A 23,641-nucleotide genomic window follows, 5' to 3' on the forward strand; every position below is an offset into this window, starting at 1 on the left:
CTGTGAGCTGCGTCACTATGGAGGCGCATCCCTGAGCCCTGCCCCGGAGGGTCCGACGGGCGGACGGACTCCGCCGGACACCTTAGGGGTCACACCTCAGGGACGGCTCAGGGTCGCGGTCCGGAACCGCCGCGAGCGCGGGCCCGTTTCCACGACAGAGAGCGGCAGTGGCCGCGAAGGAGGCGACACCGATGTCGAAGAAAGCCAAGATCGCCGCGGGGGGTGTGGCGGCCGGACTCGTCCTGCTCATCTGGCTGCCCTGGTGGGCCGCGCTGCTGATAGTCCTGGGAGTCCCGGCCGCCGCGTACCTCGCCCTGGACCCCGCACAGCGGCGCAGGCTGCGCCGCGTCTCGCGCAAGGAGCTGGGCCGCTGAGGCGCTACCGCGTCACTGCCTCACCCGCGTCCAGCGCGCAGGAGTTGACCACATCGCCTTCCGCGGGCCGGCCGATCGTCCGGTCCGCGGGCGGCGCCTCTCCGCGCTCCACCCACGTGACCAGGGCGTCGAAGGCCGAGCGGTAGCAGGGCAGGATCGGCCGCAGGTGCTCCGGATAGGCGTCGTACAGCCCGTCGACGTGCGTGCCGTCCTGCACCGTGTAGTAGCGGTGCAGCGCCCCGCGCCCGCTCGCCTCGATCATGCGGTCGTACACGTCGGAGTCGGTGGCCTTGGGCAGCAGCGCGTCCAGATCACCGTGCAGGGTGATCATCGGCCGCCCGATGCGGCCGGTGAGCGCCACCCGTTCCACCGCCCGGTGCACGGACGCGGGGCGCGAGGCGTAGTCGTAGGAGGCGTCGGAGGGACAGGGCGCCAGGATCTGTTCCGTCGTCGAGCCCGCGGACGGACCGGGGCAAGCGGGGTCGTGGGCCGGGTCGAACTCGGCGCGGTAGATCTTCTGCGTGACGCCCCAGTACGCCCTCTCGTGGTACGGCCACAGGAACTCGGATCCGCGCGCGAAGCCCGCCGCGTACATGTCCTCGTCGGTCGCCGCACCGAACATGCGGGCCACCGCCACCGGCAGGGAGGTGAGCGGCTGGCGTCCGTCGGCGGCCCACAGGGTGCCCTCCCAGTCCACGCCGCCGTCGTACAGGTCGGGACGGTTCTCCAGCTGCCAGCGCGTGAGGTAACCGCCGTTGGACACGCCGGTCATGTAGGTGCGGCGCGGGGTGTGTCCGTAGCGGAGGGCCACCGCACGCTGGGCGGCCTCGGTGAGCTGCGTGGTCCGGGTGTGCCACTCGGCGACCGCGTCACCGGGGCGGTTCCCGTCACGGTAGAAGTCGACGCCGTTGTTGCCCTTGTCGGTCGCCGCGTAGGCGTAACCGAGCGCCAGCACCTGGTCGGAGATCGCCTTGTCGGTCGCGTACTGCTTGCGGTTGCCGGGCGCGCCGGTGACGACCAGCCCGCCGTTCCAGCGGTCCGGCAGGCGGATCACGAACTGGGCGTCATGCCGCCAGCCATGGGTGTCGTTGAAGCCGGAGGAGTCCGGGAAGTAGCCGTCGACCTGCATCCCGGGCACACCGGACGGCGACCGGGTGGCCGCGGCGGTCAGCCCCGTCTGGTCGGACAGGTCGGTGTACGGGGTCCCGGCCAGCCCCGTGGTGGTCAGATCGTCCAGGCAGACACTGCGCTGATGGGCGGCGCCGGGCACACGCACCCGGTCCTGGCGCGCGCAGTGGCCGTCCCCGGCCGCGCCGGCCGGAGTCGGAGCGGAGAGGACGGCCGCGGCGAGGACGGCGACGAGCAGGGGAACGCCACGGGAGGGGCGCATGACGGCCTCCGGAAGGACGGACGGCGGACAACGGGCAGGGGTCGAGCGTGGAGCTGCCCCATGGTGAGGGCCCGACCTTGCCGTCATCGATGGGCTGGCGCCATATGGATCAGTGCCCCCACGTGGAGTCACAGCACACGCTAATGACCATTACCCCTGCCCCCGCCGGAGGCCGCGCGTGCTCAGAGCGGCCGTACGGCCATCCGGGCGAGCGCCTCGAGCAGACCGGGCAGCTCCGGCCCACGCCCCACCGGGAGGACTTCGCCGGGCTCCTCGTCGAGCAGCACGAACGCGATGTCGTCCGTCCGGGCGACCAGCGACCAGCCCGGACCGTCGGCCCGCAGGGTGCGCGCGCCGCCGGGAGCGAAGGACGAGCGGACCCGGCCGAGCGGCGGCGGGGACGCCACGTAGGCGCGTGCCTCCGCCAGCGCCCGCCGGATGCCGCTGTGGCCGCCCGGCGCCCCGCCTTCCCGCCTCTCGCCGTCCCCCTCCGCGCGGTCCCCGGTGCCGCCCGGCTCCCCGGCGGCACCGCGCGGCGCCGGGAACGTCGAGTCGTCGACCCGCTCCCGCCAGACCGCCCACTGCAGGGCTATCTCGTCGGCCCCCAGACGGCGCTGCGCCGGACCCCACACACCGGTGTCGGGCGGTGTCAGCGGGGGCCCGGCCGCGGCCTCGGGGCCGGGATCGTGCGGCGCGGGCACGTTCGGCGCCGCGACGGCCACCGACAGGGGCCAGCCGGGCAGCGCGGCGACGACCGTACGCTCGTCCGGCGACAGATCGTGCTCCATGCCGCAGTCCCAGGACGCGATCGCGACGGCGACCAGCGAGACGTCGTCGACGACGACCGTCCACCGTGCGCCCTCGCCGTCCTGGCCGAGCACCAGTCCGTACCCGTCGGCCGTGGGCGGAAGACCGAGCGCCGAGCACGCCTCCGCGTAGTCGTCGCCCAGCACGCTCGGAAACTGCGCCGGCGTCAGCAGCGCCGCCGTGAGCACATAGAGCGCATCGTCCGCGGCGGCGACGGCCTCCTCATCCGTCCCGGCCATCCCAGCCTCCCCATCGGTTCGTCCAACGGCGCGCACCCTATGCCGACCCCGAGCCCCTTGTCACGACCCCCAGGCCGCACCCGGAGCTGCGGCTTTCCGGCCGGAGGGGGCGAACCGGCCCCGTCGGCGGACGGTTCAGGCGGCCGGCAGCCCCAGCAGGGCCCGCGCGACCGCCCCCGGGGACTCGTCCCGCTCCCGCGCGAGCGCGACGACCGCCCGGCACGCCAGCTCGTTCACCCCGAACGACAGCGCCTCCGGCGACACCCAGCCGGTCACCTCCTCGATCCGGTCCTGATCGTCCTCCGCGCAGGCCGAGACGTAGGCCGCCGCGGCCTCGAACAGATTGTGCGGACGCTCCCGCGGCCCGGCCCCCTTCCCCGTGCGCAGACTGCCGAGCACCGCGCTCCCGATCCCCCGAACCCTTCCCCACATACGGTCCACCTTCCCCCTGGGCGATCGACGTCGCCGACCGTTCATCTCCTGCCGCACAACGTAGAGTTGTGTCCTCGGCGGCAGAAGGGGGCGGCACGGTGCGGCGCTTCGAACGGCTGGAACGGATCCGGAGCATGGACCCCTACCGGCAGGCCACGGAGATCTACCGGCTCAGCTCCGCCTACGAGTTCCCCTGGGACTTCACGCGCTCCCTCGAACTGGCCCTCTACCGCACCTACGCCGTGCCCCGGATCGGCCGGCTGCTCGCCGAGACGGCCGAGCTCACCGACCGGTCCCAGAAGCGCTACGACGACACCTCCCTGCTCCTGGACGCCGTCGTCGAGCACGGATTCGGCAGTGATCAGGGCCGGACCGCGATCCGCCGCATCAACCGCATGCACCACGCCTACGACATCCCCGACGACGACATGCGCTACGTCCTGTGCACGTTCGTGGTGATGCCCAGGCGGTGGATCGACGCCTACGGGTGGCGCAGGCTGTCACGTCACGAGATCGTCGCCAGTGTCGTGCACTACCAGTCCCTCGGGCGGCACATGGGCATCAAGGACATCCCCCGGACCTACGAAGAGTTCGAAAGCTGCCTGGACGCCTACGAAGAGGCCCACTTCGACTGGGACGAGGGCGCGCGGCGGGTGTCGGACGCGACGCTCGACCTCATGGCCTCCTGGTATCCGCGCCCGCTCGCCCCCCTGCTGCGCACCGCCACGCTCGCCCTGCTCGACGAACCCCTGCTGCGCGCCTTCCGCTACACCTCGCCGGGCGCGGGCACGCGCGCGTGGGTCCGCGGCGCGGTACGCCTGCGGGGGCGCGCCGTCCGTCTGCTGCCGCCCCGCCGCTCCCCGCACTTCGCCCGGCAGAACCGGGAGATCAAGAGCTACCCGAACGGCTACCGGATCGGCGACCTGGGCACCCACCCCGTCCCGGGACTGCGGGGCTGCCCGGTGCGGCACACGGACTGAGACCCCGGACCCCGGACCGTCCGGCGCCGGACGCCGGGGACCCGGCGCGCGTGTCCGGCGGGCCCTCCGGGCGGCTCAGCCCTCGTGCACGGCCAGCGCCAGGAAACGGTCCTGCTCGTCGGTGTAAGACGTCATCCGCCACCCCGAGCGGGTCAGCAGCGCACGGAGGTTCGGCTCCGCGCGGAGGTCGTCCGGCGTGAGCGTGCGGCCCTGCCGGGCGGCGAGCGCCGCCCGCCCGATCGGATGGAACAGCGCGAGGACGCCGCCGGGCCGCACCACCCGCGCGATCTCCCGGAGATCGCCGGCCGGATCGGGCAGATGCGCGATCAGGCCCGCCGCGAACACGGCGTCCAGCGAGGACGAGCGCAGCGGCAGCGCGGCGACATCGGCCAGCAGCAGCGCACCGTCTCGGTCCCGTCCGGCCCGTGCCGCCTCCTCCAGCATGGCCGGGGTGAGATCGGCGCCCAGGACCACGCCCGAGGGGCCGACGGCCGCGCGCAGCGCGGGCAGCGCCCGCCCCGTCCCGCACCCCGCGTCGAGCACCCGGTCACCCTCGCGCAGCCCGAGCTCGGCGACCGCGGCCGCGTAGGCCGGGCCGTCGTCGGGGAAACGGCGGTCCCAGTCGGCGGCACGCGCGGTGAAGAACTCCCGGACGTGGGTGTGGTCGTCTGTGCGGTCGTCGCTCATGCTCCGCATGATCCCTCACCGGCACGGGGTACGCCGCCGTGCGCGCTTCCGGACCGGCGCGCCGAGCGAACCGCCCGCCCGCCCGCACGCACGCCGCCCGCCCGCACGCCGCCCGGCGTGCGCGACGCCGTGGAATGAGCGCGGGAGGGCCACTCGCACCCTCTTCCTCGGTCATCTTCCGTGCCATGGCCCCCATCCTCCTTGCCCGGCGCCCGGTCGTGGGGAAGGCTGACGCGGGGGGCCCTCCCGCCAGGAGGGGACACCACACGGGGCACACCACGGGGAAGACCAGGGGGAGATTCACGACATGGCGCAGAAGCAGGGACTCGACTGGCTGCTGGACGACCTGACCCAGCGCGTCGAACACGTACGGCATGCGCTGGTCCTGTCCAACGACGGACTGGTGACGGGCGCGAGTACGGGACTGCGCCGCGAGGACGCGGAACACCTCGCCGCCGTGTCGTCCGGACTGCACAGCCTGGCCAAGGGATCGGGGCGGCACTTCGGCGCGGGCGGGGTCCGCCAGACCATGATCGAATTCGATGACGCGGTGCTCTTCGTCACCGCCGCCGGCGCCGGCAGTTGCCTGTGCGTGCTCAGCGGCGCCGAGGCCGACATCGGCCGGATCGCGTACGAGATGACGCTCCTGGTCAACCGGGTCGGCGAGCACCTGGACGTGGACGCCCGCAGAGCGAAGTCCGACACGGAGCTCTGACCTGCGTTTTCACCCTCTCCCGAGGAGTTGTCCACAGGCTCGCCATGGACGGTGACCAAGCGGCTACGGTCTTGTTCCAGCGGGCGCAACCGGCGCCGCCGCCCACACTCCACGGGGGAGACGAGCATGCCCGGACACCGGACCACCACGCACCAGACCACCACGGACCAGACCACCACGCACCACACCGAAACGCACCACACCGGCACGTACGACGCCACCGTCACGGTTCCCGCCGAGGGTGCCGCGGCGGACCGTGACACCTGGGTCACGACGGGCCGCGCGGCCCGCGAACTGGGTCTGAAGCGCACGGAGTTCGACCTCGCCGTGCAGCTCGGACGCATCCGCGCGGCCCCCGACGGGGGAGGAGGCCGGCGGGTGGAGCGAGCCGAGATCGAGCGGCTCCGCGCCGGACCGGGCTTCCCCGAATCGCTGCGCCGGAGCGTGCGGGCCCTGGGCACCACGGAGGGCGCGGCCCTCATGGAGGTGACGAAGACCCGGTTCACCCGCCTGGCGCGGCTGGGCCTGCTCGTGCCCGTGACGTTCTACCCGAACCGCTACCGCGCCGTGGTCTGGCTCTATCTCGCCGAGGAGCTACGGCTGTTCGCGGCCGACGACAGGAACGCCCCGTTGCTGACCGGGCGTACGCCCGAGGGGCTCCGCAGCCAGCTCGACGCCGGCGTCGACCTGCGTCCGCGCAACTGGCGTGCCCGGCACCTGGGTTTCCTGCTCCGCCAGGCCGAAGACCCCTGGGCGCGTGCCGGGGCCGTGGCGTCGCTGCTCGACCCGCTCCATGTGTCGCAGGTCGTCCAGGACCCCTACGACCGCTCCCACCTGAACAGGTTCCGCCGGCCGGCGCCCTCCCACGGGGCCCCGGGGTCACCGGCCGCCCACATCGCGGAAGAGCTGACGACGGCGCGGGACGCGGACGAGATCGCCTGGTTGCAGGCGGATCTGACCCGGCTGACGGACGAGGCACGGCACCACCGGCCGGCACCCCGCCCCGCCCCTCGCCGCCCCGCCCCGGCTCATCGCACGCCCCGGGCCGCCGAGCCCGCCCGCCGGACGTCCCGTGGCCTGCTCGGCCGGTGGCGCCGCAGAGACCGGTGACCTACAGCGCCCGGAACAACCCCTCCTGGACGACGGACACCAGCATCCGCCCCTCCAGGTCGTAGATCCGGCCCCGGGCCAGGCCCCGGCCACCCGTGGCGATCGGCGACTCCTGGTCGTACAGGAACCACTCGTCCGCCCGGAACGGGCGGTGGAACCACATGGCGTGGTCCAGCGACGCCATGTCGAAGCCGCGCGGACCCCACAGCGGTTCCACCGGGATCCGCACGGCGTCCAGGAGGGTCATGTCACTGGCGTAGGTCAGGGCGCAGGTGTGGACGAGCGGATCGTCACCGAGCGGGCCGACCGCGCGCATCCACACCGCGCTGCGCGGCTCGGCGCCCTCGACCTCCGCGGGATCCCAGCGCAGCCGGTCCACATAGCGGATGTCGAAGGGCTGGCGGCGCGCCATCCGCTCCAACTGCTCCGGCAGCGCGCCCAGGTGCTCACGGATCTCCTCCGTGACCGTCGGCAGCGACTCCGGGTCCGGGACCTCGCGGGCCGGCGGCAGCTGGTGTTCGAAACTCCCCTGTTCAGGCTGGTGGAAGGAGGCGGTGAGATTGAAGATCGTGCGGCCCTGCTGCACCGCGGTGACCCGCCGGGTCGTGAACGACCGGCCGTCCCGCACCCGTTCGACCTGGTACACGATCGGCACCCCGGGCCTGCCGGGGCGCAGGAAGTACGCGTGCAGCGAGTGCACGGGGCGGTCGCCCTCCGTGGTGCGGCCGGCGGCGACCAGGGCCTGGCCGGCGACCTGGCCGCCGAAGACCCGCTGGAGGGATTCCTGCGGGCTGCGGCCACGGAAGATGTTGACCTCGATCTGCTCCAGGTCGAGCAGGTCGACGAGGCTCTCGGCCGGGTTCGTCATGGGTGGCGTTCTCCTGTGCTCACAACTGGCCGACGTCGGTGACACGGACGACCGCGCGGCCCTCCGCGTCGGAGGCGGTGAGATCGACTTCGGCGCTGATGCCCCAGTCGTGGTCGCCGTTCGGGTCGTCGAAGATCTGCCGGACCCGCCACAGCCCGTTGTCCGGCTGCTCCTCGATCAGCAGCAGCTTCGGCCCGCGGGCGTCGGGGCCGGTACCGAGCTCCTCGTACTCGTCCCAGTACCTGTCCATTGCCTCGCCCCAGGCACCGGCGTCCCAGCCGGCCTCGGCGTCCAGTTCGCCCAGCTCCTCCACCTGGTCCAGGGCGGCGAGCTCGACCCGGCGGAACATGGCGTTGCGGACCAGCACCCGGAAGGCGCGCGCGTTGGCGGTGACCGGCTTGACCTGGTCGGCCTTCTCCTGCGCCTCCTCGGCGGTCATCTCCTCCGGATTGGCCAGCTGCTCCCACTCGTCGAGGAGGCTGGAGTCGACCTGGCGCACCATCTCGCCCAGCCAGGCGATCAGATCCTCCAGGTCCTCCGACTTCAGGTCGTCCGGGATGGTGTGTTCCAGCGCCTTGTAGGCGCTGGCGAGGTACCGCAGCACGATGCCCTCGGTGCGGGCCAGCTCGTAGTGGGACACCAGCTCCGTGAAGGACATCGCCCGCTCGTACATGTCCCGCACCACGGACTTCGGCGACAGCGGATGATCACCGACCCAGGGGTGGCTCTTGCGGTAGGTGTCGTACGCGTGGAAGAGCAGCTCCTCCAGCGGCTTGGGGTAGGTGACGTCCTGGAGGCGCTCCATGCGCTCCTCGTACTCCACGCCGTCGGCCTTCATCGCGGCGACGGCCTCACCACGCGCCTTGTTCTGCTGGGCGGCGAGGATCTGGCGCGGGTCGTCCAGCGTGGACTCCACGACGGACACCATGTCCAGCGCGTACGACGGCGACTCGGGCTCCAGCAGTTCGAACGCGGCGAGCGCGAACGTGGACAGCGGCTGGTTCAGCGCGAAGTCCTGCTGGAGGTCCACGGTGAGGCGGACGATGCGGCCCTCGGCGTCCGGCCGGTCGAGCTTCTCGACGATGCCGCCGTCCAGCAGCGAGCGGTAGATGGCGATCGCCCGCCGGATGTGCCGCAGCTGCTGCTTGCGCGGCTCGTGGTTGTCCTCCAGCAGCCGTCGCATCGCCTCGAAGGCGTTGCCGGGCCGGGCGATCACCGACAGCAGCATGGTGTGTGTGACCCGGAAACGGGAGGTCAGCGGCTCCGGCTCGGAGACGATGAGCTTCTCGAAGGTCTGCTCGGTCCAGCCGACGAAGCCCTCGGGCGCCTTCTTGCGCACGACCTTGCGGCGCTTCTTCGGGTCGTCGCCGGCCTTGGCGAGCGCCTTCTCGTTCTCGATGACGTGCTCGGGGGCCTGGGCCACCACGAAGCCCTCGGTGTCGAAGCCGGCGCGTCCGGCGCGGCCCGCGATCTGGTGGAACTCACGGGCCCGCAGGGTGCGCACGCGGTTGCCGTCGTACTTGGTCAGGGCCGTGAACAGCACCGTGCGGATGGGCACGTTGACGCCCACGCCGAGGGTGTCGGTGCCGCAGATGACCTTCAGCAGACCCGCCTGCGCGAGCTTCTCCACCAGCCGCCGGTACTTCGGCAGCATGCCGGCGTGGTGCACACCGATGCCGTGCCGGACGTAGCGGGACAGGTTGCGGCCGAACTTGGTGGTGAAGCGGAAGTTGCCGATGAGTTCGGCGATCCTGTCCTTCTCCTCGCGCGTGCACATGTTGATGCTCATCAGCGCCTGCGCCCGCTCCACCGCCTGCGCCTGCGTGAAGTGCACGATGTAGACGGGGGCCTGGCGGGCGCCCAGCAGTTCGGTGAGCGTCTCGGTGAGCGGTGTGTACCGGTACTCGTAGGACAGCGGAACGGGCCGGGTCGCCGAGCGGACCACGGCGGTGGGGCGGCCGGTGCGGCGGGCCAGGTCCTTCTCGAAGAACGAGACGTCGCCGAGCGTCGCCGACATCAGCACGAACTGCGCCTGCGGCAGCTCCAGCAGGGGGATCTGCCAGGCCCAGCCGCGGTCCCCTTCCGCGTAGAAGTGGAACTCGTCCATCACGACCTGGCCCACGTCGGCGTCCTTGCCGTCGCGCAGCGCGATCGACGCCAGCACCTCGGCGGTGCAGCAGATGACCGGGGCGTCGGCGTTGACGGACGCGTCGCCGGTGAGCATGCCGACGTTCTCGGTGCCGAAGATCTTGCACAGCTCGAAGAACTTCTCCGAGACCAGGGCCTTGATCGGTGCCGTGTAGAAGGTGACCTCGTCGCGCGCGAGGGCGGCGAAGTGGGCGCCCGCCGCGATCATGCTCTTGCCGGAGCCCGTGGGCGTCGACACGATCACGTTCGCCCCCGAGACCGCCTCGATCAGCGCCTCCTCCTGGTGGGGATAGAGCGTGAGACCGCGTTCCCGGGCCCACGACTCGAAGGCTTCGTACAGGGCGTCGGGGTCGGCGGTCGGCGGCAGCTGATCGATGAGGGTCACGCCCCCATCTTGCCTGTCCGCCCGCCCGATGCGGGAATCGGCTGCGGGCACGAAGATCGTGAACGCTACGCTGTGTCGCCGGCGGAGCGCCAACGCGCCCGGTCAACTGGACAGCGGCGAACGAGGAATGGGGCGGGCAACGGCCATGATGGGACCAGCACACTCACTGTCGGGCGCCGCGGCCTGGCTCGGGGTCGGTGCGGCGACGGCCGCGGCCGGGCACCCGATGCCCTGGCCGGTCCTCGTGGCCGGCGCCCTGATCTGCGCGGGCGCAGCCCTCGCCCCGGACCTGGACCACAAGGCGGCCACGATCTCGCGGGCCTTCGGGCCGTTGTCCCGCTGGCTGTGCGAGATCGTCGACAAGCTGTCCTACGCCGTCTACAAGGCCACCAGGAAGCAGGGCGACCCGCGCCGCTCCGGCGGGCACCGCACGCTCACCCACACCTGGCTGTGGGCCGTCCTGATCGGCGCCGGCACCGCGGCCCTGGCGATCTCCGGCGGCCGCTGGGCGGTGCTGGCCATCCTCTTCGTACACATGGTGCTGGCCATCGAGGGCTTGCTGTGGCGTGCCACCCGCGGCTCCAGCAGCGACGTCCTGGTGTGGCTGCTGGCGGCGGCCAGCGCCTGGATCCTCGCGGGGGTGCTGGACAAGCCGGGCAACGGCTCGGACTGGCTGTTCACGGCGCCGGGCCAGGAGTACCTGTGGCTGGGGCTGCCGGTCGTGCTGGGCGCGCTGGTCCACGACATCGGGGACGCGCTGACCGTCTCGGGCTGCCCGATCCTGTGGCCGATACCGGTGGGCCGCAAGCGCTGGTACCCGATCGGCCCGCCGAAGGGGATGCGGTTCCGGGCGGGCAGCTGGGTGGAGCTGAAGGTGCTGATGCCCGCGTTCATGCTGCTGGGCGGGGTGGGCTGCGCGGCGGCGCTCAACGTGATCTGAGGGACGCGCGCGCCGGGGACTCAGCCGGAGCCCTCGCCGCCGTACCGGCGCTCGAAGCGGGCCACGCGGCCTTCCGTGTCCACGGTCCGGGCCTTGCCCGTGTAGAAGGGGTGGCTCTCCGAGGAGATCTCCACGTCCACCACCGGGTAGGTCTCGCCGTCGTCCCACTCGATGGTCCGGTCACTGCTCGCGGTGGACCGGGTGAGGAAGGCGTAACCGGCGGCGCGGTCGCGGAAGACGACCGGGTGGTACTCGGGGTGCTTGTCCTGCTGCATGGGTGCTCCTCGGGCGGCTCGGTCCGGCGCTCAGCGGGGGAAGCGGCGGGGTCAGCCGGGCAGGGTGTCCTCGTCGACGACGTGCATCGCGGCCTCCTCGGCGGAGGCGGCCCCGCCGTCGATGCCGACGTCCGTGGCGACCAGGGCCTCCTCCTCGTCCTCGTGCGCCCCCTCGTCGGGTGCGACCAGCCGTCCGGAGCGTGCGGCGCCGACCTCGTTGTCCAGGAGTTCCCCGTCGGTGCCGGAGGAATCGCCGAGACCGTCACCGTCGGAGGCGGCGGCGTCCGGAAGCTCCTCGGCGAGCCGCTGGTCCAGCGTTTCGCCCTCGTGACGCTCCGCCGCCGTCACGCCGTAGTGCTCCACGGCCCAGGGCCGCTCGGGAGGGGACCAGCCCCGGTCCAGGGGGTCGGCGACGCCGTCGTTCTCGAGGGTGTCCTCGGCGTCGAGCAGTCCGGCGTCGTCCTGGATCTCGGACGCGTCGGGCTGGTAGACGTCGTCTCCCCAACCGTCGGCGCTGTTCACGGGTACCTCCAGAGGGTGGGGCCGGGCCCGTTCCCGGCGCGGCCCGTGCCGGGCCGTCCGCACGGGGCACTGGCGCCGCCCGTACCCGATACGGCGGGATCCCGGGCGTTCCCCGAGCCGGTGCCTGACTCCAGCCTTCCACCCGATCTCCCCACCGCGCAACGGCACGACTCGGCGGGTGCTCCCACGCCCCACCGCACCCCGGTCGGCGCCCCGCACCCCGATCGGGCGGCAGCCGGCGGGGCCGCGCAGGGGCGGCGCGGGGGCCGCGCGGGGGCGACGTGCCCGACGGGGGAGCGGCCGACCGCCCCCGCCTCCCGAACGGCGGCGGGAACGGCCGGACCCACCCCGGGCTCACCCGTGCCAGGACCGCCACAGTGCCGCGTACGCCCCGCCCGCCGCGACCAGCTCGTCATGGCTGCCGAGTTCGCTGATGCGGCCGTTCTCCACGACGGCGATGACGTCCGCGTCGTGGGCGGTGTGCAGACGGTGGGCGATGGCGACGACGGTCCGGCCGTCCAGGACACGCGCCAGGGAGCGTTCCAGGTGACGGGCCGCACGCGGGTCGAGCAGCGAGGTCGCTTCGTCCAGGACCAGCGTGTGCGGGTCGGCCAGCACCAGCCGGGCCAGCGCGATCTGCTGCGCCTGGGCCGGGGTGAGGGCGAACCCGCCGGACCCGACCTCGGTGTCGAGGCCGTCGTCGAGTGCGCGGGCCCAGCCGTCCGCGTCGACCGCCCCGAGCGCCGCCCACAGCTCCGCGTCCTCGGCGTTCGTCCGGGCGAGCCGCAGATTGTCGCGCAGGGAGCCCACGAAGACGTGGTGCTCCTGGTTGACCAGGGCCACGTGCGACCGGACCCGTTCCGCCGTCATCCGCGACAGCTCGGCGTCGCCGAGGGTGACGCGGCCGTCCCGGGGCGCGTAGATCCCGGCGAGCAGCCGGCCCAGGGTGGACTTGCCCGCGCCCGAGGGGCCGACCAGCGCCAGCCGGGTCCCGGGGGCGACCTCGAGGGACACCTTGCGCAGGACGTCGACGCCCTCCTGGTAGCCGAAGTGCACCTGGTCCGCGTGCACCCGACGCCCGTCGGGGGTCAGACCGGCGTCTCCGGCGTCGGGCTCGATGTCCCGGACCCCGACCAGCCGGGCCAGCGACACCTGCGCCACCTGCAACTCGTCGTACCAGCGCAGGATCAGTCCCACCGGGTCGACGAGCATCTGGGCGATCAGCGCACCCGTCGTCAGCTGGCCGACTCCGATCCAGCCCTCCAGGACGAACACACCGCCGATCATCAGCACCGAGCCGAGCACGGTGACGTGGGTGATGTCCACGACGGGGATGAGGACCGACCGCAGCCAGAGCGTGTAGCGCTCCCAGGCCGTCCACTCCCTGACCCGCTGGTCCGACAGGGCCACGCGACGCGCGCCGAGGCGGTGTGCCTCCACGGTCCGCCCCGCGTCCACCGTCTCGGCGAGCGCGGCGGCCACGGCGGCGTACCCGGCGGCCTCCGAGCGGTAGGCGGAGGGCGCCCGCCGGAAGTACCAGCGGCAGCCGACGACCAGCAGCGGCACCGCTACCAGCACGGCCGCCGCCAGCTCCGGCGCCGTGACGACCAGCCCGCCCATCAGCAGCACCACCCACACCATGCCGATGGCCAGCTGCGGCACGGCCTCGCGCATCGCGTTGCCGAGCCGGTCGATGTCGGTGGTGATCCGCGACAGCAGGTCGCCCGTGCCCGCCCGCTCCAGGACGCCCGGCGGCAGCCCGACCGACCGCACCAGGAAGTCCTCGCGCAGATCGGCCAGCATCCGCTCGCCGAGCATCGCCCCGCGCAGCCGCACCTGCCGGACGAACGCCGCCTGGACGCCCAGCGCGAGCAGGAACAGTACGGCGGTGAGCCCCAGGTGCAGCTCACGCTCCTTCTCCGAGACCCGTTCCACCAGCCCGCCCAGCAGGTGCGGGCCCACCATCGAGGCGACCACGGCGATGGTGTTCACCGTGATCAGCAGCAGGAAGGCCCGGCGGTGCCGCCGCAGCAGCTCCCCCACGTAGGCACGCACGGTCGCGGGCGCGCCCACGGGCAGGGTGCTGGCCGCGGTCGGGGCCGCCGGGTCGTACGCCGGTGGCGCCACGCCGATCATGCTGTCTCCTCGATCTCTTCCAGCTCTTCCAGGTCTTCCAACTCGTCCAGGCGGTGCAGGACCTCGTCGTCGCGCAGTGCGCCGTCGTCCAGGGCCTTGCTCGCGCGCAGTGCGCCGTCGTCGTTCAGGGTCTTGCTTCCGCGCAGTGCGCCGTCCGCGTCCGGTACCTCGGTCGGCGACGCCGCCTCGTCCTCGGTCTCGCGTGTCACCACGGCCCGGTACCGGGGCTCGGTGCGCACCAGTTCGCGATGGCCGCCGACCGCCGCGACGGTGTCGCCGTCCAGGAACACCACCCGGTCGGCGCGGTCCAGCAGCAGGGGCGAGGAGGTGAACACCACCGTGGTGCGCCGTGCCCGCAACGCGCGCACGCCCCCGGCGACACGGGCCTCGGTGTGCGAGTCGACGGCGGAGGTCGGCTCGTCCAGGACGAGCACCTCGGGATCGGTGACCAGCGACCGGGCCAGCGCGAGCCGCTGGCGCTGGCCGCCGGACAGGGACCGCCCGCGTTCGGTGATCCGGGCGTCCATCGGGTCGTCGGTGTCCAGTGCGACCTGTACCAGTGCCGCCAGTACGTCCCCGCACTGTGCCGCGTCCAGCGCGTCGCGCGGGTCGACCGCTCCGGAGGCGGGCACGTCGAGCAGTTCGCGCAGGGTGCCCGAGAGCAACACCGGATCCTTGTCCTGCACGAGGACGGCGCCGCGGGCGGAGTCCAGGGGCAGTTCGTCCAGGGGCACCCCGCCGAGCAGCACCGAGGGGCCCTCGTGCGCGGCGTGCCCGCCGAGCCGTTCGGCCAGCCGCCCCGCCGCGTCCGGATCACCGCAGACCACGGCGGTGAGCAGGCCCGCGGGGGCGAGCAGACCCGTCGCCGGGTCGTACAGGTCACCGGTCGGGGCCTCGGCGTCACGTGCGCCAGCGGCGTCGGTGTTCCGGTCCAGCGACAGCACGCGCGCGGCCCGTTTGGCGGACGGGCGCGAGAAGGAGTACGCCATGGCGATCTCCTCGAAGTGACGCAGGGGGTACCCCAGCACCATCACCGAGCTGTAGACGGTGACCAGTTCACCGACGGTGATCCGGCCCTCGCGGGCGAGGTGGACGCCGTACCAGACCACCGTGATCAGCAGGAGGCCCGGCAGCAGCACCTGGATGGCGGCGATCAGGGCCCACATCCGCGCGCTGCGCACGGCGGCGTGGCGGACCTCCTGGGAGGCGCGGCGGTAGCGGTCGAGGAACAGCTCCTCGCCACCGATGCCGCGCAGCACGCGCAGTCCGGCGACGGTGTCCGAGGCGAGTTCGGTGGCCCGTCCGGCCTTCTCGCGCTGCGTGTCGGCCCGCCGGGTGGCCCGGGGCAGCAGGGGCAGCACCGCGATGGCGAGCACGGGCAGGCCCGTGGCGACGACGACCCCGAGCGCGGGCTGGTAGACGACCAGGCCGACGCAGACCAGCACGATGGTGATCGCGGCGGCGGTGAACCGCGACAGGGCCTCGACGAACCAGCCGATCTTCTCGACGTCTCCGGTGGAGACGGCCACGACCTCGCCGGCGGCCACCCGCCGGGTCAGCGCGGAGCCCAGCGTCGCGGCCTTGCGGGCCAGCAGTTGCTGGACGCGGGCGGCGGCGGTGATCCAGTTGGTGACGGCGGCGCGGTGCAGGAAGCCGTCGCCGACCGCGTTGCCGACGCAGGCCAGCGCCAGCAGGCCGCCGGCCAGTGCGAGCCGGCCGCCGGAGCGGTCGACGGCGGCCTGGACGGCGACACCGACGCAGAACGGCAGTGAGGCGACGGAGGCGAAGTGCAGCAGGCCCCACGCCAACGACTTGAGCTGTCCGGACAGTTGGTTGCGGAAGAGCCACCACAGGAAGCGGGGACCCGAGCGGGCGTCGGGCACGCCCGGGTCGGGGTACGGAAGGTCTTGAATCTGCATGGCGTCCCAGTGGCTCGGATCAGCGGATCAGCGGATCAGGGATGGCGGACGGGCGGACCAGGGAGGCTGCGGCGAGAGCGCGGGAGAAGGGGGGAGGAGGGGACTGAGGGCATGCCTGCGGGCCGTCCGCGGACGGAATCAGCAAACCGTGACAGGTTGACGCCGCCACGCAGAGGGAGGCAAACGGTTTTCCCCGGCACCGAACGAAACCGGCGGCACCGGCCACCGGTACGTCACCTCACACGAGTCACCCGGAACCCCGCACCGGTGACCGGAAGCCTCAGGCATGTCCCCCGGAGCCCCGGACCGGTTCCCGCAACCTCACTCCGGCCCCTCGTCACTCACACCGGCCCCTCGTCACCTCACACCGGTCACCCGGGATTCTCACCGCACGGTGTGGCGGCCGCCCCGTCGACCAGGCTGTTCAGCAAATCGCCCAGGACCGCGCGCTGTTCGTCCCCCAGCGGGGCCAGGATCTCCTCCGCGGCGGAGCGGCGCGCGGTGCGCAGTTCCCGCAGGGCCGCGCGTCCGTCGTCGGTGAGCTCGATCCGGATGACCCGCCGATTGGCGGGATCCGGCACCCGCCGCACCTTGCCGTTCGCCTCCAGCCCGTCGACCAGGGTGGTCACGGCCCGGGGGACCACCTCGAGCCGCTCCGCCAGATCGGCCATCCGGGGCGGCGAGCCGTAGTGCGTCAGCGTGCGCAGCAGCCGTGACTGAGCGGGCGTGATACCGAGCTCGCGCCGCTCCAGATGGCGCTTCTGGATGCGATGCACCCGGCGCGTGAGCCGAAGCAACTGCTCGGCCAGCAGGCCGTCGGGATCGGGGGCGGTCATACGGGAACAATATCAGGATGCCGTTCATTGTGAGTATAGGTAACAATGAGCTAGGCTCCGCTCGCCCTCGGGTCACCGCCCGGGGTATCCGTTCCGAAGGAGACCATGCACCCGTACCACCAACCCGACTGGATCCCGCCCACCCCCGCGAAGGAACAACCGCGGCAGGTGCGGCGCATCCTGAAGCTCTTCCGCCCCTACCGCGGCCGCCTCGCGATCGTCGGCCTGCTCGTCGGAGCCGCGTCGCTGGTCTCGGTCGCCACACCGTTCCTGCTGAAGGCGATCCTCGACGTCGCGATCCCCGAGGGCCGCACCGGGCTGCTCAGCCTGCTCGCGCTCGGCATGATCCTCAGCGCCGTCCTCACCAGTGTCTTCGGTGTGCTGCAGACCCTGATCTCGACGACCGTCGGCCAGCGCGTCATGCACGACCTGCGCACCGCCGTCTACGGTCGGCTCCAGCGCATGTCGCTCGCCTTCTTCACCCGCACCCGCACCGGCGAGGTCCAGTCCCGCATCGCCAACGACATCGGCGGCATGCAGGCCACCGTGACCTCGACGGCGACCTCCCTGGTCTCCAACCTCACGAGCGTGGTCGCCACTGTCGTGGCGATGCTCGCGCTCGACTGGCGGCTGACCGTCGTGTCGCTGGTCCTGCTGCCCGTGTTCGTCTGGGTCAGCCGCCGCGTGGGCAACGAGCGCAAGAAGATCACCACCCAGCGCCAGAAGCAGATGGCCGCCATGGCCGCCACCGTCACCGAGTCGCTCTCGGTCAGCGGCATCCTGCTCGGCCGCACCATGGGCCGCTCCGACTCCCTGACCGGCGCCTTCGCCGACGAGTCCGAGCGTCTGGTCGACCTGGAGGTGCGCTCGAACATGGCGGGCCGCTGGCGCATGGCGGTCATCACGATCGTCATGGCCGCCATGCCGGCCGTCATCTACTGGACGGCCGGCATGGCCCTGCAGACGGGCGGTCCCGAGGTCTCCATCGGCACCATCGTCGCCTTCGTCTCGCTCCAGCAGGGCCTGTTCCGCCCGGCCGTGAGCCTGCTGTCCACCGGCGTCCAGATCCAGACCTCGCTCGCGCTCTTCCAGCGCATCTTCGAGTACCTGGACCTGCCGATCGACATCACCGAACGCGCGGACCCGGTGCGCCTGGACCGGATCAAGGGCGAGGTCCGCTTCGAGAACGTGACCTTCGGCTACGACGCCAAGAGCGGCCCCGTCCTCGACGGCATCGACATCACCGTCCCGCCGGGCGGCAGCCTCGCCGTCGTCGGACCCACCGGAGCCGGGAAGTCCACCCTGGGCCACCTGGTTCCGCGCCTCTACGACGTCACCGGCGGCCGGGTCACCCTCGACGGGGTCGACGTCCGCGACCTCGACTTCGACACGCTGGCCCGTGCGATCGGCGTCGTCTCCCAGGAGACGTACCTCTTCCACGCCACGGTCGCCGACAACCTGCGCTTCGCCAAGCCCGACGCCACCGACGAGGAGCTGCACGCGGCGGCGCGGGCGGCGCAGATCCACGACCACATCGCCGCCCTGCCCGACGGGTACGACACGGTGGTCGGCGAGCGCGGCCACCGCTTCTCCGGCGGTGAGAAGCAGCGGCTGGCGATCGCCCGCACCATCCTGCGCGACCCGCCGGTCCTGGTGCTCGACGAGGCCACCAGTGCCCTGGACACCCGGACCGAGGCCGCCGTCCAGGAGGCCATCGACGCGCTCTCGGCCGACCGCACCACGGTCACCATCGCCCACCGGCTGTCCACCGTTCGGAGTGCCGACCAGATCGTGGTCCTCGACGCCGGCCGCGCGGTCGAACGGGGCACCCACGAGGAGCTGTTGGGGCGCGGCGGGCGCTACGCCTCCCTGGTGCGACGGGACGCCCGACTGGAGCCGACAAAATGAAGATATGCCGGGTTTGTGACGGTATGCGGGTTACCGTGCCCGCATGCAGACGAACATTCCGTCACGGAGCACGATCCGACTGACCCGCCGGGGCCGCTTCGCCCTCGCGGCGCTCGGGGCCGTCGTGGCCGGCACCGCCGTGGCGGTGCCGCTGCTGATCATGGGCGGCGACGGCGAGGACCGCCCCTCCACCCTGGTGGTACCGGAGGGGTGGCGGGCGAGCCAGGTGTACGCCGCCGTCGACAAGGTCCTCGCGCTGCCCGCCGGCACCGCGAAGAAGTCCCTGGGCAAGGCGAACCTGAAACTGCCGAACGAGGCCGGGGGCAACCCGGAGGGCTACCTCTTCCCGACGACGTATCCCCTGGACGAGAAGGCCACCCCCGAGCAACTGCTGTCCCGGATGGTCGACACCGCCAACCAGAAGTTCAACGGGGCCCCCATCGCCGCCGGCGCGCAGCGCAACGCGATGAACGTCTACCAGGCGGTCACCGTCGCGAGCATCGTCCAGGCGGAGGCGTCCACCAGGACCGACATGGGCAAGGTGGCCCGGGTGATCTTCAACCGGCTGGAGCGCGGCATGCCGCTCCAGATGGATTCCACCGTCCACTACGCCCTGGGCCGCACACCGCGCACGACCGAGGCCGGCACCGAGTCCGACAGCCCGTACAACTCCTACGCGCGCATGGGACTGCCGCCGACCCCGATCGACAATCCCGGCGAGGACGCGGTGCGCGCCGCGATCACCCCGACCCCGGGCGACTGGCTGTACTTCGTCACGGTGAAGCCGGGCGACACCCGCTTCACGGCCGACTACGCGGAACACCAGCGCAACGTCGCCGAGGCCGACACCCGGCGGAAGCAGACGGCCGGAGAGCCGAAGAAGTGAGCGAGCCGGCGGTTCCGGCCCCGGGTCAGGCCGCTACCGGCTCGCCCGCCAGCAGCCGCCTGATGTCCCGCACCGCCGCACGACCCGCCCGGTTGGCGCCGATGGTGCTGGCGGAGGGGCCGTAACCGACGAGGTGGACGCGGGGGTCGGCGACCGCCCGCGTGCCCTCGACCCGGATGCCGCCCCCCGGCTCCCGCAGCCGCAGCGGTGCGAGGTGCTCGACGGCGGGCCGGAAACCGGTGGCCCACAGGATGACGTCGGCCCGCACCCTCCGCCCGTCCGCCCACTCCACACCGTCGGGCGTGATCCGGTCGAACATGGGCTGCCGGTCGAGCACGCCGTCCGCCAGCCCCTGCCGGACCGCGTCGTTCAGCGGCAGCCCGGTCACCGAGACCACACTGCGCGGCGGCAGCCCCTGCCGCACCCGCTCCTCCACGAGCGCCACGGCCTCCCGCCCCGCCTCCTCGTCGAAGGGCCCCTCACGGAACACCGGGGGCCGCCGGGTCACCCAGGTCGTGGCCGCCGCGTACGGAGCGATCTCCAGCAGGTGCTGGGTGCCCGAGGCGCCGCCGCCCACCACGACCACCCGCTGCCCGGCGAACGCCTCGGGCCCCGGGTACCGCGCGGTGTGGATCTGCCGCCCCCGGAAGGTCTCCTGGCCCGGATAGCGCGGCCAGAACGGCCGGTCCCAGGTGCCGGTGGCGTTGATCAGCGCCCGGGTCGCCCAGGTGCCGTCCGAGGTCTCCACCAGGAGCCGCCCGTCGGTCCCCTCCCGCACGGCCCGCACGTCCACCGGACGCCGTACCCGCAGGTCGAAGGTCCGCTCGTAGCGGTCGAAGTACTCGCTGATCACCTCGGAGGAGGCCCGCGCCGGATCGGCGCCGGTGAGTTCCATGCCGGGCAGCGCGTGCATCCCGTGCACCTTGCCGTACGTCAGCGAGGGCCACCGGAACTGCCAGGCGCCGCCGGGGCCGGGGGAGTGGTCCAGCACCACGAAGTCGCTCTCCGGCTCGAACCCGGTCCGCCGCAGGTGATGGGCGGCGGACAGTCCGGCCTGCCCGGCGCCTATGACGACCACCTCGACCTCGCGCATGTTGTTCACGCTTCTACCAACAGGGCGGGAGTGAGGGATCTTCCCGGCCGTGGATCTCCCCCCGTTGCGGCCATTCCCGCCCGTGCTCCCGTACGAAGCACGGCCGATGGGCCAGGATGGAACCCATGTCCGATGCCTTCACCACCCGAGTCCTCACCGTCACCACCGGCTCCGACGAGAGGGTCGTCGACATCACCGGCGACTGCGAGTCCTTCCTCCGTCAGGCCGCGGGCGGCCGCGACGGCCTGCTGAACGTCTTCGTGCCGCACGCCACGGCCGGAATCGCCGTCATCGAGACCGGCGCGGGCAGCGACGACGACCTGCTGTCCGCCCTGCACACGATGCTGCCCGCCGACGACCGCTGGCAGCACCGGCACGGCAGCCCGGGCCACGGCCGCGACCACGTCCTGCCCGCCTTCGTCCCGCCCCACGCGACCCTCCCGGTCGTGGCCGGACGGCTGGAACTGGGCACCTGGCAGTCGGTCTGCCTGGTCGACACGAACAAGGACAACCCCGACCGCCGGGTGCGGTTGTCGTTCCTCGGATAGTGCCGGGTCCGACGTCACTGTATGCGTCGGCGGTGGCGGCCAAGTGGATGGTCCGGGTGGTGTTCCGGCCGCTCGGGCAGCAGGACTGCGCATCGGTCCCGTAGCGGCTCGGTCAGCCATGATGGAAGCGCAGGCACAGGTCTGTTCGGTGATCACAGAGCGTTGGCAACTCCATGATCAACGGGACCTGTGCCCGCTCGGCCGCCTACCTTCCCCACCGCGCCTGTCCACGCGGCCAAACAGCGTTGTCGAGCTCACGGCTCCTTGCGCCGTCCACTCCCCTGCCCGCCGTTTCCGGCGCTTCAGCCGGTCGTGTTCCCGACAGGCCCGGCGAACCAGGGTGGTCGAACTGACCACTCGACAACACGCGTGCCGGCAATGGCTGAGGAACTCTTCCCACGGAGTCTCTGCGCACGGATGGCGAGAGCTTGGGCACTCAGATGCTGTTGGCGATGCGCTCGTGGTCCCGTTCGCCCTCGCGGGTCTGGATACCAGCGGCGAGCAGCCTTTGGGCGAGCTCGGTGACCTCATCGCCGAACGCCGCGAACAGGCCCTCGTTCTCAACGGCGTACGCCGCACGCGGAATCGGCTGCGCGACCGCGTCGACCGCAGCCTTCGTAATGGGGATCACCTCCGGCCGGAGGCCGGCGATCCGTCGGGCGAGGGTGTCGACGAAGGAATCGAGTTCTGCGGCGGGCAGGGCACGGTTGATCAGGCCGTACCGTTCCGCGAGCTCCGCGCCCACGAGTTCGGCGCCGAGGATGAGCTCCAGTGTGCGGGCCCTGCCTGCCAGGCGCGTCATGTTCACCGTGCCGCCGCCTCCGGGCAGGATCCCCATCAAGGACTCCGGCTGCCCCTGTCCCGACTTGCCGATCGCCGCGAATCGCATGTCCAGGCACATGAAGAACTCGTTGCCCGCGCCGCGCGCGAAGCCCGCCAGCTTGCCGATGGTGACCTGCGGCAGCGAGCGGACCTCTTCGCTCATCGCCTGGAGGATGTTCAGGCCTTCCGGGACGGTCGAGCCCGGCACGGCCGCGATCGCAGCGCGAGTGGCCGCAGGCAGCGCGTCAGGGTCGGTGAGGTAGGCCATGTCACCGTGCGCAACGAAGAACTCCGGGTCAGCGCTCTCGAAGACAATGACGCGGACGTCGGCGTCGTCCCGCACACGCGCGACGAATGCCCGGAGTGACGGCAGGAGGACCGCGTCCATCAGATTGAGCGGCGGGTGATCGATTGTCACCGTCGCGACCCCGTCCGAGACGTCGATCGTCAGGGCGGGAAGGTCGTCGTAGCTCATGAGGTGGCTCATTTCGCGGTAAGGGACGGCCCACGACCGGGCCGCCGACTGGGGACAGCGTCGCGAATCTCGGCGTCGTGTCTGACACTGAGTATCAAGTTAGAATCTTGTATCCAAAGAAGCAAACGAGTGTGTCGGAGTACACTCGTCCCCATGAGCGCAGCGCCAGTCGGTACCCGTGAGATCAGCCGCCACGCGGTGCGAGCAGAACTGGCCCGCGTGGCGTTCAACCGGTTCTGCCTCACCGGCTTCGACCAGGTCACCTTCGCCGACCTCTCCGAAGCCGCCGGAGTGTCGCGGAGCACCTTCCTGCGCTACTTCGGCACCAAGGAAGACGTGGTCCTGTTCGTCTTCGACCCTGTCGGTGACGTCATCGCTGACGCGCTCGATGCCGACCGGGCCAACCAGGACGACTGGAGCAGGCTGCGCAACGCCCTGGAGTCAGCCGTGACGTTCCTCGTGCGCGACGTCCAGGAACTCGTGACGATCCTCGACCTCATCGAGCAGACCCCGGCCCTGTGTGCACGCCTCCGCGAGAAGCAGGCTGAATGGCGACCAGGGATCGTCGCCCGACTGCAGAAGACAACCTCTTCGACCGACGGGTCATCGCTCATCGCCAACGTTCGCGTAGCGGCGGCGCTCGAATGCCTGTGGATCGTCCTCGGGCAATGGAGTGCGAGCGGCGGCGTAGAGGACCTCGGCGAACTGCTCGACGCTGCGTTCGCCGCCTTCTCGGCCCCGGCACGCCGGCAGACGGACGCTCCGTCGTAAAGGGCCGAGGCAGCCGAAAGGAGTGGTGCGCGGCCGACGAGGCCCCCACAGCGCCTATCTGCGCGACCTCTTGACGGAGTTCGGCGGACACGGACAAGGACAACCCCGACCGCCGGGTGCGGTTGAGCTTCCTGGACTGACCGGGACCGCCGAGGCACGCCCCGGCCCCGGGCGTCGGCGGACGGCGTCGGGATAACTCGATCGGGTGAATCGGGTCGTTTCCTACAACCACACTCACCGCGCGGAAGTCGTACCCCCGACACACAGCTCTGGCCCCGGGAGGCCCGCCGCGACAGGCGGCTCTCCCGGGTGCCGCGGCACTCGGGGAGCAGATCCGCATGACGTACCGCCTCAATCCACCGCCCGCCCGGCCGA

Annotated in this window: 22 protein-coding genes and 1 pseudogene; 9 read left to right on the forward strand and 14 right to left on the reverse strand. The window is 72.1% G+C overall.

Annotated features, from left to right (window positions below):
• The first annotated feature begins 191 nt into the window (after window positions 1-191).
• Window positions 192-374 carry a hypothetical protein gene (locus FHX78_RS30660; RefSeq protein WP_145870636.1) on the forward strand — a complete coding sequence of 61 codons (183 nt, stop codon included), beginning with the start codon at window positions 192-194 and terminating at the stop codon, window positions 372-374.
• A gap of 4 nt (window positions 375-378) precedes the next feature.
• Here FHX78_RS30660 and FHX78_RS30665 read toward each other — a convergent pair whose 3' ends face one another.
• The 3 genes from FHX78_RS30665 to FHX78_RS30675 all read right to left on the reverse strand — a co-directional run bounded on the left by FHX78_RS30665 (window position 379) and on the right by FHX78_RS30675 (window position 3,242).
• Window positions 379-1,764 carry a tannase/feruloyl esterase family alpha/beta hydrolase gene (locus tag FHX78_RS30665; RefSeq protein ID WP_145870637.1) on the reverse strand — a complete coding sequence of 462 codons (1,386 nt, stop codon included), beginning with the start codon at window positions 1,762-1,764 and terminating at the stop codon, window positions 379-381.
• Window positions 1,765-1,946: 182 nt separating this feature from the next.
• Window positions 1,947-2,810, reverse strand: a complete 864-nt coding sequence (locus tag FHX78_RS30670) for a hypothetical protein (RefSeq protein WP_145870638.1) — start codon at window positions 2,808-2,810, stop codon at window positions 1,947-1,949.
• Window positions 2,811-2,945: 135 nt separating this feature from the next.
• Entirely contained in the window at window positions 2,946-3,242 is a 297-nt protein-coding gene (locus tag FHX78_RS30675; protein WP_145870639.1) for a hypothetical protein, read from the reverse strand.
• Window positions 3,243-3,340: 98 nt separating this feature from the next.
• On the opposite strand from FHX78_RS30675, the gene FHX78_RS30680 reads away from it, so the two are divergent.
• Complete coding sequence (locus FHX78_RS30680) at window positions 3,341-4,222, forward strand: oxygenase MpaB family protein (RefSeq protein WP_167531890.1); 882 nt, start codon at window positions 3,341-3,343, stop codon at window positions 4,220-4,222.
• A 75-nt stretch (window positions 4,223-4,297) separates the two neighbouring features.
• On the opposite strand, the gene FHX78_RS30685 is transcribed toward FHX78_RS30680, so the two are convergent.
• Complete coding sequence (locus FHX78_RS30685; RefSeq protein WP_145870640.1) at window positions 4,298-4,918, reverse strand: class I SAM-dependent methyltransferase; 621 nt, start codon at window positions 4,916-4,918, stop codon at window positions 4,298-4,300.
• A gap of 298 nt (window positions 4,919-5,216) precedes the next feature.
• Between FHX78_RS30685 and FHX78_RS30690 the strand changes: the two genes are divergently transcribed.
• Both FHX78_RS30690 and FHX78_RS30695 read left to right on the forward strand, forming a co-directional pair.
• On the forward strand, window positions 5,217-5,624 hold the full coding sequence (locus tag FHX78_RS30690; RefSeq protein ID WP_145870641.1) for a roadblock/LC7 domain-containing protein: 408 nt from the start codon (window positions 5,217-5,219) through the stop codon (window positions 5,622-5,624).
• Between the two features lie 126 nt (window positions 5,625-5,750).
• On the forward strand, window positions 5,751-6,734 hold the full coding sequence (locus FHX78_RS30695) for a DUF6397 family protein (protein WP_229924023.1): 984 nt from the start codon (window positions 5,751-5,753) through the stop codon (window positions 6,732-6,734).
• 1 nt (window position 6,735) lies between these two features.
• Here FHX78_RS30695 and FHX78_RS30700 read toward each other — a convergent pair whose 3' ends face one another.
• Both FHX78_RS30700 and FHX78_RS30705 read right to left on the reverse strand, forming a co-directional pair.
• Window positions 6,736-7,602, reverse strand: a complete 867-nt coding sequence (locus FHX78_RS30700; protein ID WP_145870642.1) for an acyl-CoA thioesterase — start codon at window positions 7,600-7,602, stop codon at window positions 6,736-6,738.
• Window positions 7,603-7,621: 19 nt separating this feature from the next.
• Window positions 7,622-10,135, reverse strand: a complete 2,514-nt coding sequence (locus tag FHX78_RS30705; protein ID WP_167531891.1) for a DEAD/DEAH box helicase — start codon at window positions 10,133-10,135, stop codon at window positions 7,622-7,624.
• Window positions 10,136-10,280: 145 nt separating this feature from the next.
• Between FHX78_RS30705 and FHX78_RS30710 the strand changes: the two genes are divergently transcribed.
• Window positions 10,281-11,075 carry a metal-dependent hydrolase gene (locus FHX78_RS30710; protein WP_145870644.1) on the forward strand — a complete coding sequence of 265 codons (795 nt, stop codon included), beginning with the start codon at window positions 10,281-10,283 and terminating at the stop codon, window positions 11,073-11,075.
• 20 nt (window positions 11,076-11,095) lie between these two features.
• Here the strand turns inward: FHX78_RS30710 and FHX78_RS30715 are convergent, their stop codons facing one another.
• The 5 genes from FHX78_RS30715 to FHX78_RS30735 all read right to left on the reverse strand — a co-directional run bounded on the left by FHX78_RS30715 (window position 11,096) and on the right by FHX78_RS30735 (window position 16,763).
• Window positions 11,096-11,350, reverse strand: coding sequence for a type B 50S ribosomal protein L31 (locus FHX78_RS30715; RefSeq protein ID WP_145870645.1), 255 nt, complete (start codon window positions 11,348-11,350; stop codon window positions 11,096-11,098).
• Window positions 11,351-11,401: 51 nt separating this feature from the next.
• Window positions 11,402-11,872 carry a DUF5709 domain-containing protein gene (locus FHX78_RS30720; protein WP_145870646.1) on the reverse strand — a complete coding sequence of 157 codons (471 nt, stop codon included), beginning with the start codon at window positions 11,870-11,872 and terminating at the stop codon, window positions 11,402-11,404.
• Between the two features lie 354 nt (window positions 11,873-12,226).
• Window positions 12,227-14,008, reverse strand: coding sequence for an ABC transporter ATP-binding protein (locus FHX78_RS30725; RefSeq protein WP_145870647.1), 1,782 nt, complete (start codon window positions 14,006-14,008; stop codon window positions 12,227-12,229).
• On the reverse strand, window positions 14,005-15,927 hold the full coding sequence (locus FHX78_RS30730; protein WP_145870648.1) for an ABC transporter ATP-binding protein: 1,923 nt from the start codon (window positions 15,925-15,927) through the stop codon (window positions 14,005-14,007). Before FHX78_RS30730 ends, FHX78_RS30725 begins: the two co-directional genes overlap by 4 nt.
• 371 nt (window positions 15,928-16,298) lie before the next feature.
• Window positions 16,299-16,763 (reverse strand): MarR family winged helix-turn-helix transcriptional regulator, encoded by a 465-nt coding sequence (locus FHX78_RS30735; protein ID WP_145870649.1) that lies wholly within the window; start codon window positions 16,761-16,763, stop codon window positions 16,299-16,301.
• 105 nt (window positions 16,764-16,868) lie between these two features.
• Here FHX78_RS30735 and FHX78_RS30740 point away from each other — a divergent pair, with 105 nt between their 5' ends.
• Together FHX78_RS30740 and mltG are read left to right on the forward strand one after the other, a co-directional pair.
• Window positions 16,869-18,671, forward strand: a complete 1,803-nt coding sequence (locus FHX78_RS30740) for an ABC transporter ATP-binding protein (RefSeq protein ID WP_145870650.1) — start codon at window positions 16,869-16,871, stop codon at window positions 18,669-18,671.
• A gap of 43 nt (window positions 18,672-18,714) precedes the next feature.
• Window positions 18,715-19,557 (forward strand): endolytic transglycosylase MltG, encoded by an 843-nt coding sequence (mltG, locus tag FHX78_RS30745; protein WP_145870651.1) that lies wholly within the window; start codon window positions 18,715-18,717, stop codon window positions 19,555-19,557.
• Between the two features lie 25 nt (window positions 19,558-19,582).
• Here mltG and FHX78_RS30750 read toward each other — a convergent pair whose 3' ends face one another.
• A complete protein-coding gene (locus tag FHX78_RS30750; protein WP_145870652.1) occupies window positions 19,583-20,659 on the reverse strand; it encodes an NAD(P)-binding domain-containing protein in 1,077 nt (358 codons plus the stop codon).
• Between the two features lie 116 nt (window positions 20,660-20,775).
• Between FHX78_RS30750 and FHX78_RS30755 the strand changes: the two genes are divergently transcribed.
• A complete protein-coding gene (locus tag FHX78_RS30755; protein WP_145870653.1) occupies window positions 20,776-21,198 on the forward strand; it encodes a secondary thiamine-phosphate synthase enzyme YjbQ in 423 nt (140 codons plus the stop codon).
• A gap of 20 nt (window positions 21,199-21,218) precedes the next feature.
• On the opposite strand, the pseudogene FHX78_RS30760 reads toward FHX78_RS30755, so the two are convergent.
• A pseudogene (locus FHX78_RS30760) lies at window positions 21,219-21,335 on the reverse strand (IS5/IS1182 family transposase); the annotation flags it as partial.
• A 299-nt stretch (window positions 21,336-21,634) separates the two neighbouring features.
• On the reverse strand, window positions 21,635-22,495 hold the full coding sequence (locus FHX78_RS30765; protein WP_145870654.1) for an enoyl-CoA hydratase/isomerase family protein: 861 nt from the start codon (window positions 22,493-22,495) through the stop codon (window positions 21,635-21,637).
• A gap of 153 nt (window positions 22,496-22,648) precedes the next feature.
• On the opposite strand from FHX78_RS30765, the gene FHX78_RS30770 reads away from it, so the two are divergent.
• On the forward strand, window positions 22,649-23,266 hold the full coding sequence (locus tag FHX78_RS30770; protein WP_145870655.1) for a TetR family transcriptional regulator: 618 nt from the start codon (window positions 22,649-22,651) through the stop codon (window positions 23,264-23,266).
• The last annotated feature ends 375 nt before the right edge of the window (window positions 23,267-23,641 follow it).

The sequence above is a fragment of the Streptomyces capillispiralis genome, from assembly GCF_007829875.1.
Taxonomy (GTDB): Bacteria; Actinomycetota; Actinomycetes; order Streptomycetales; family Streptomycetaceae; genus Streptomyces; species Streptomyces capillispiralis.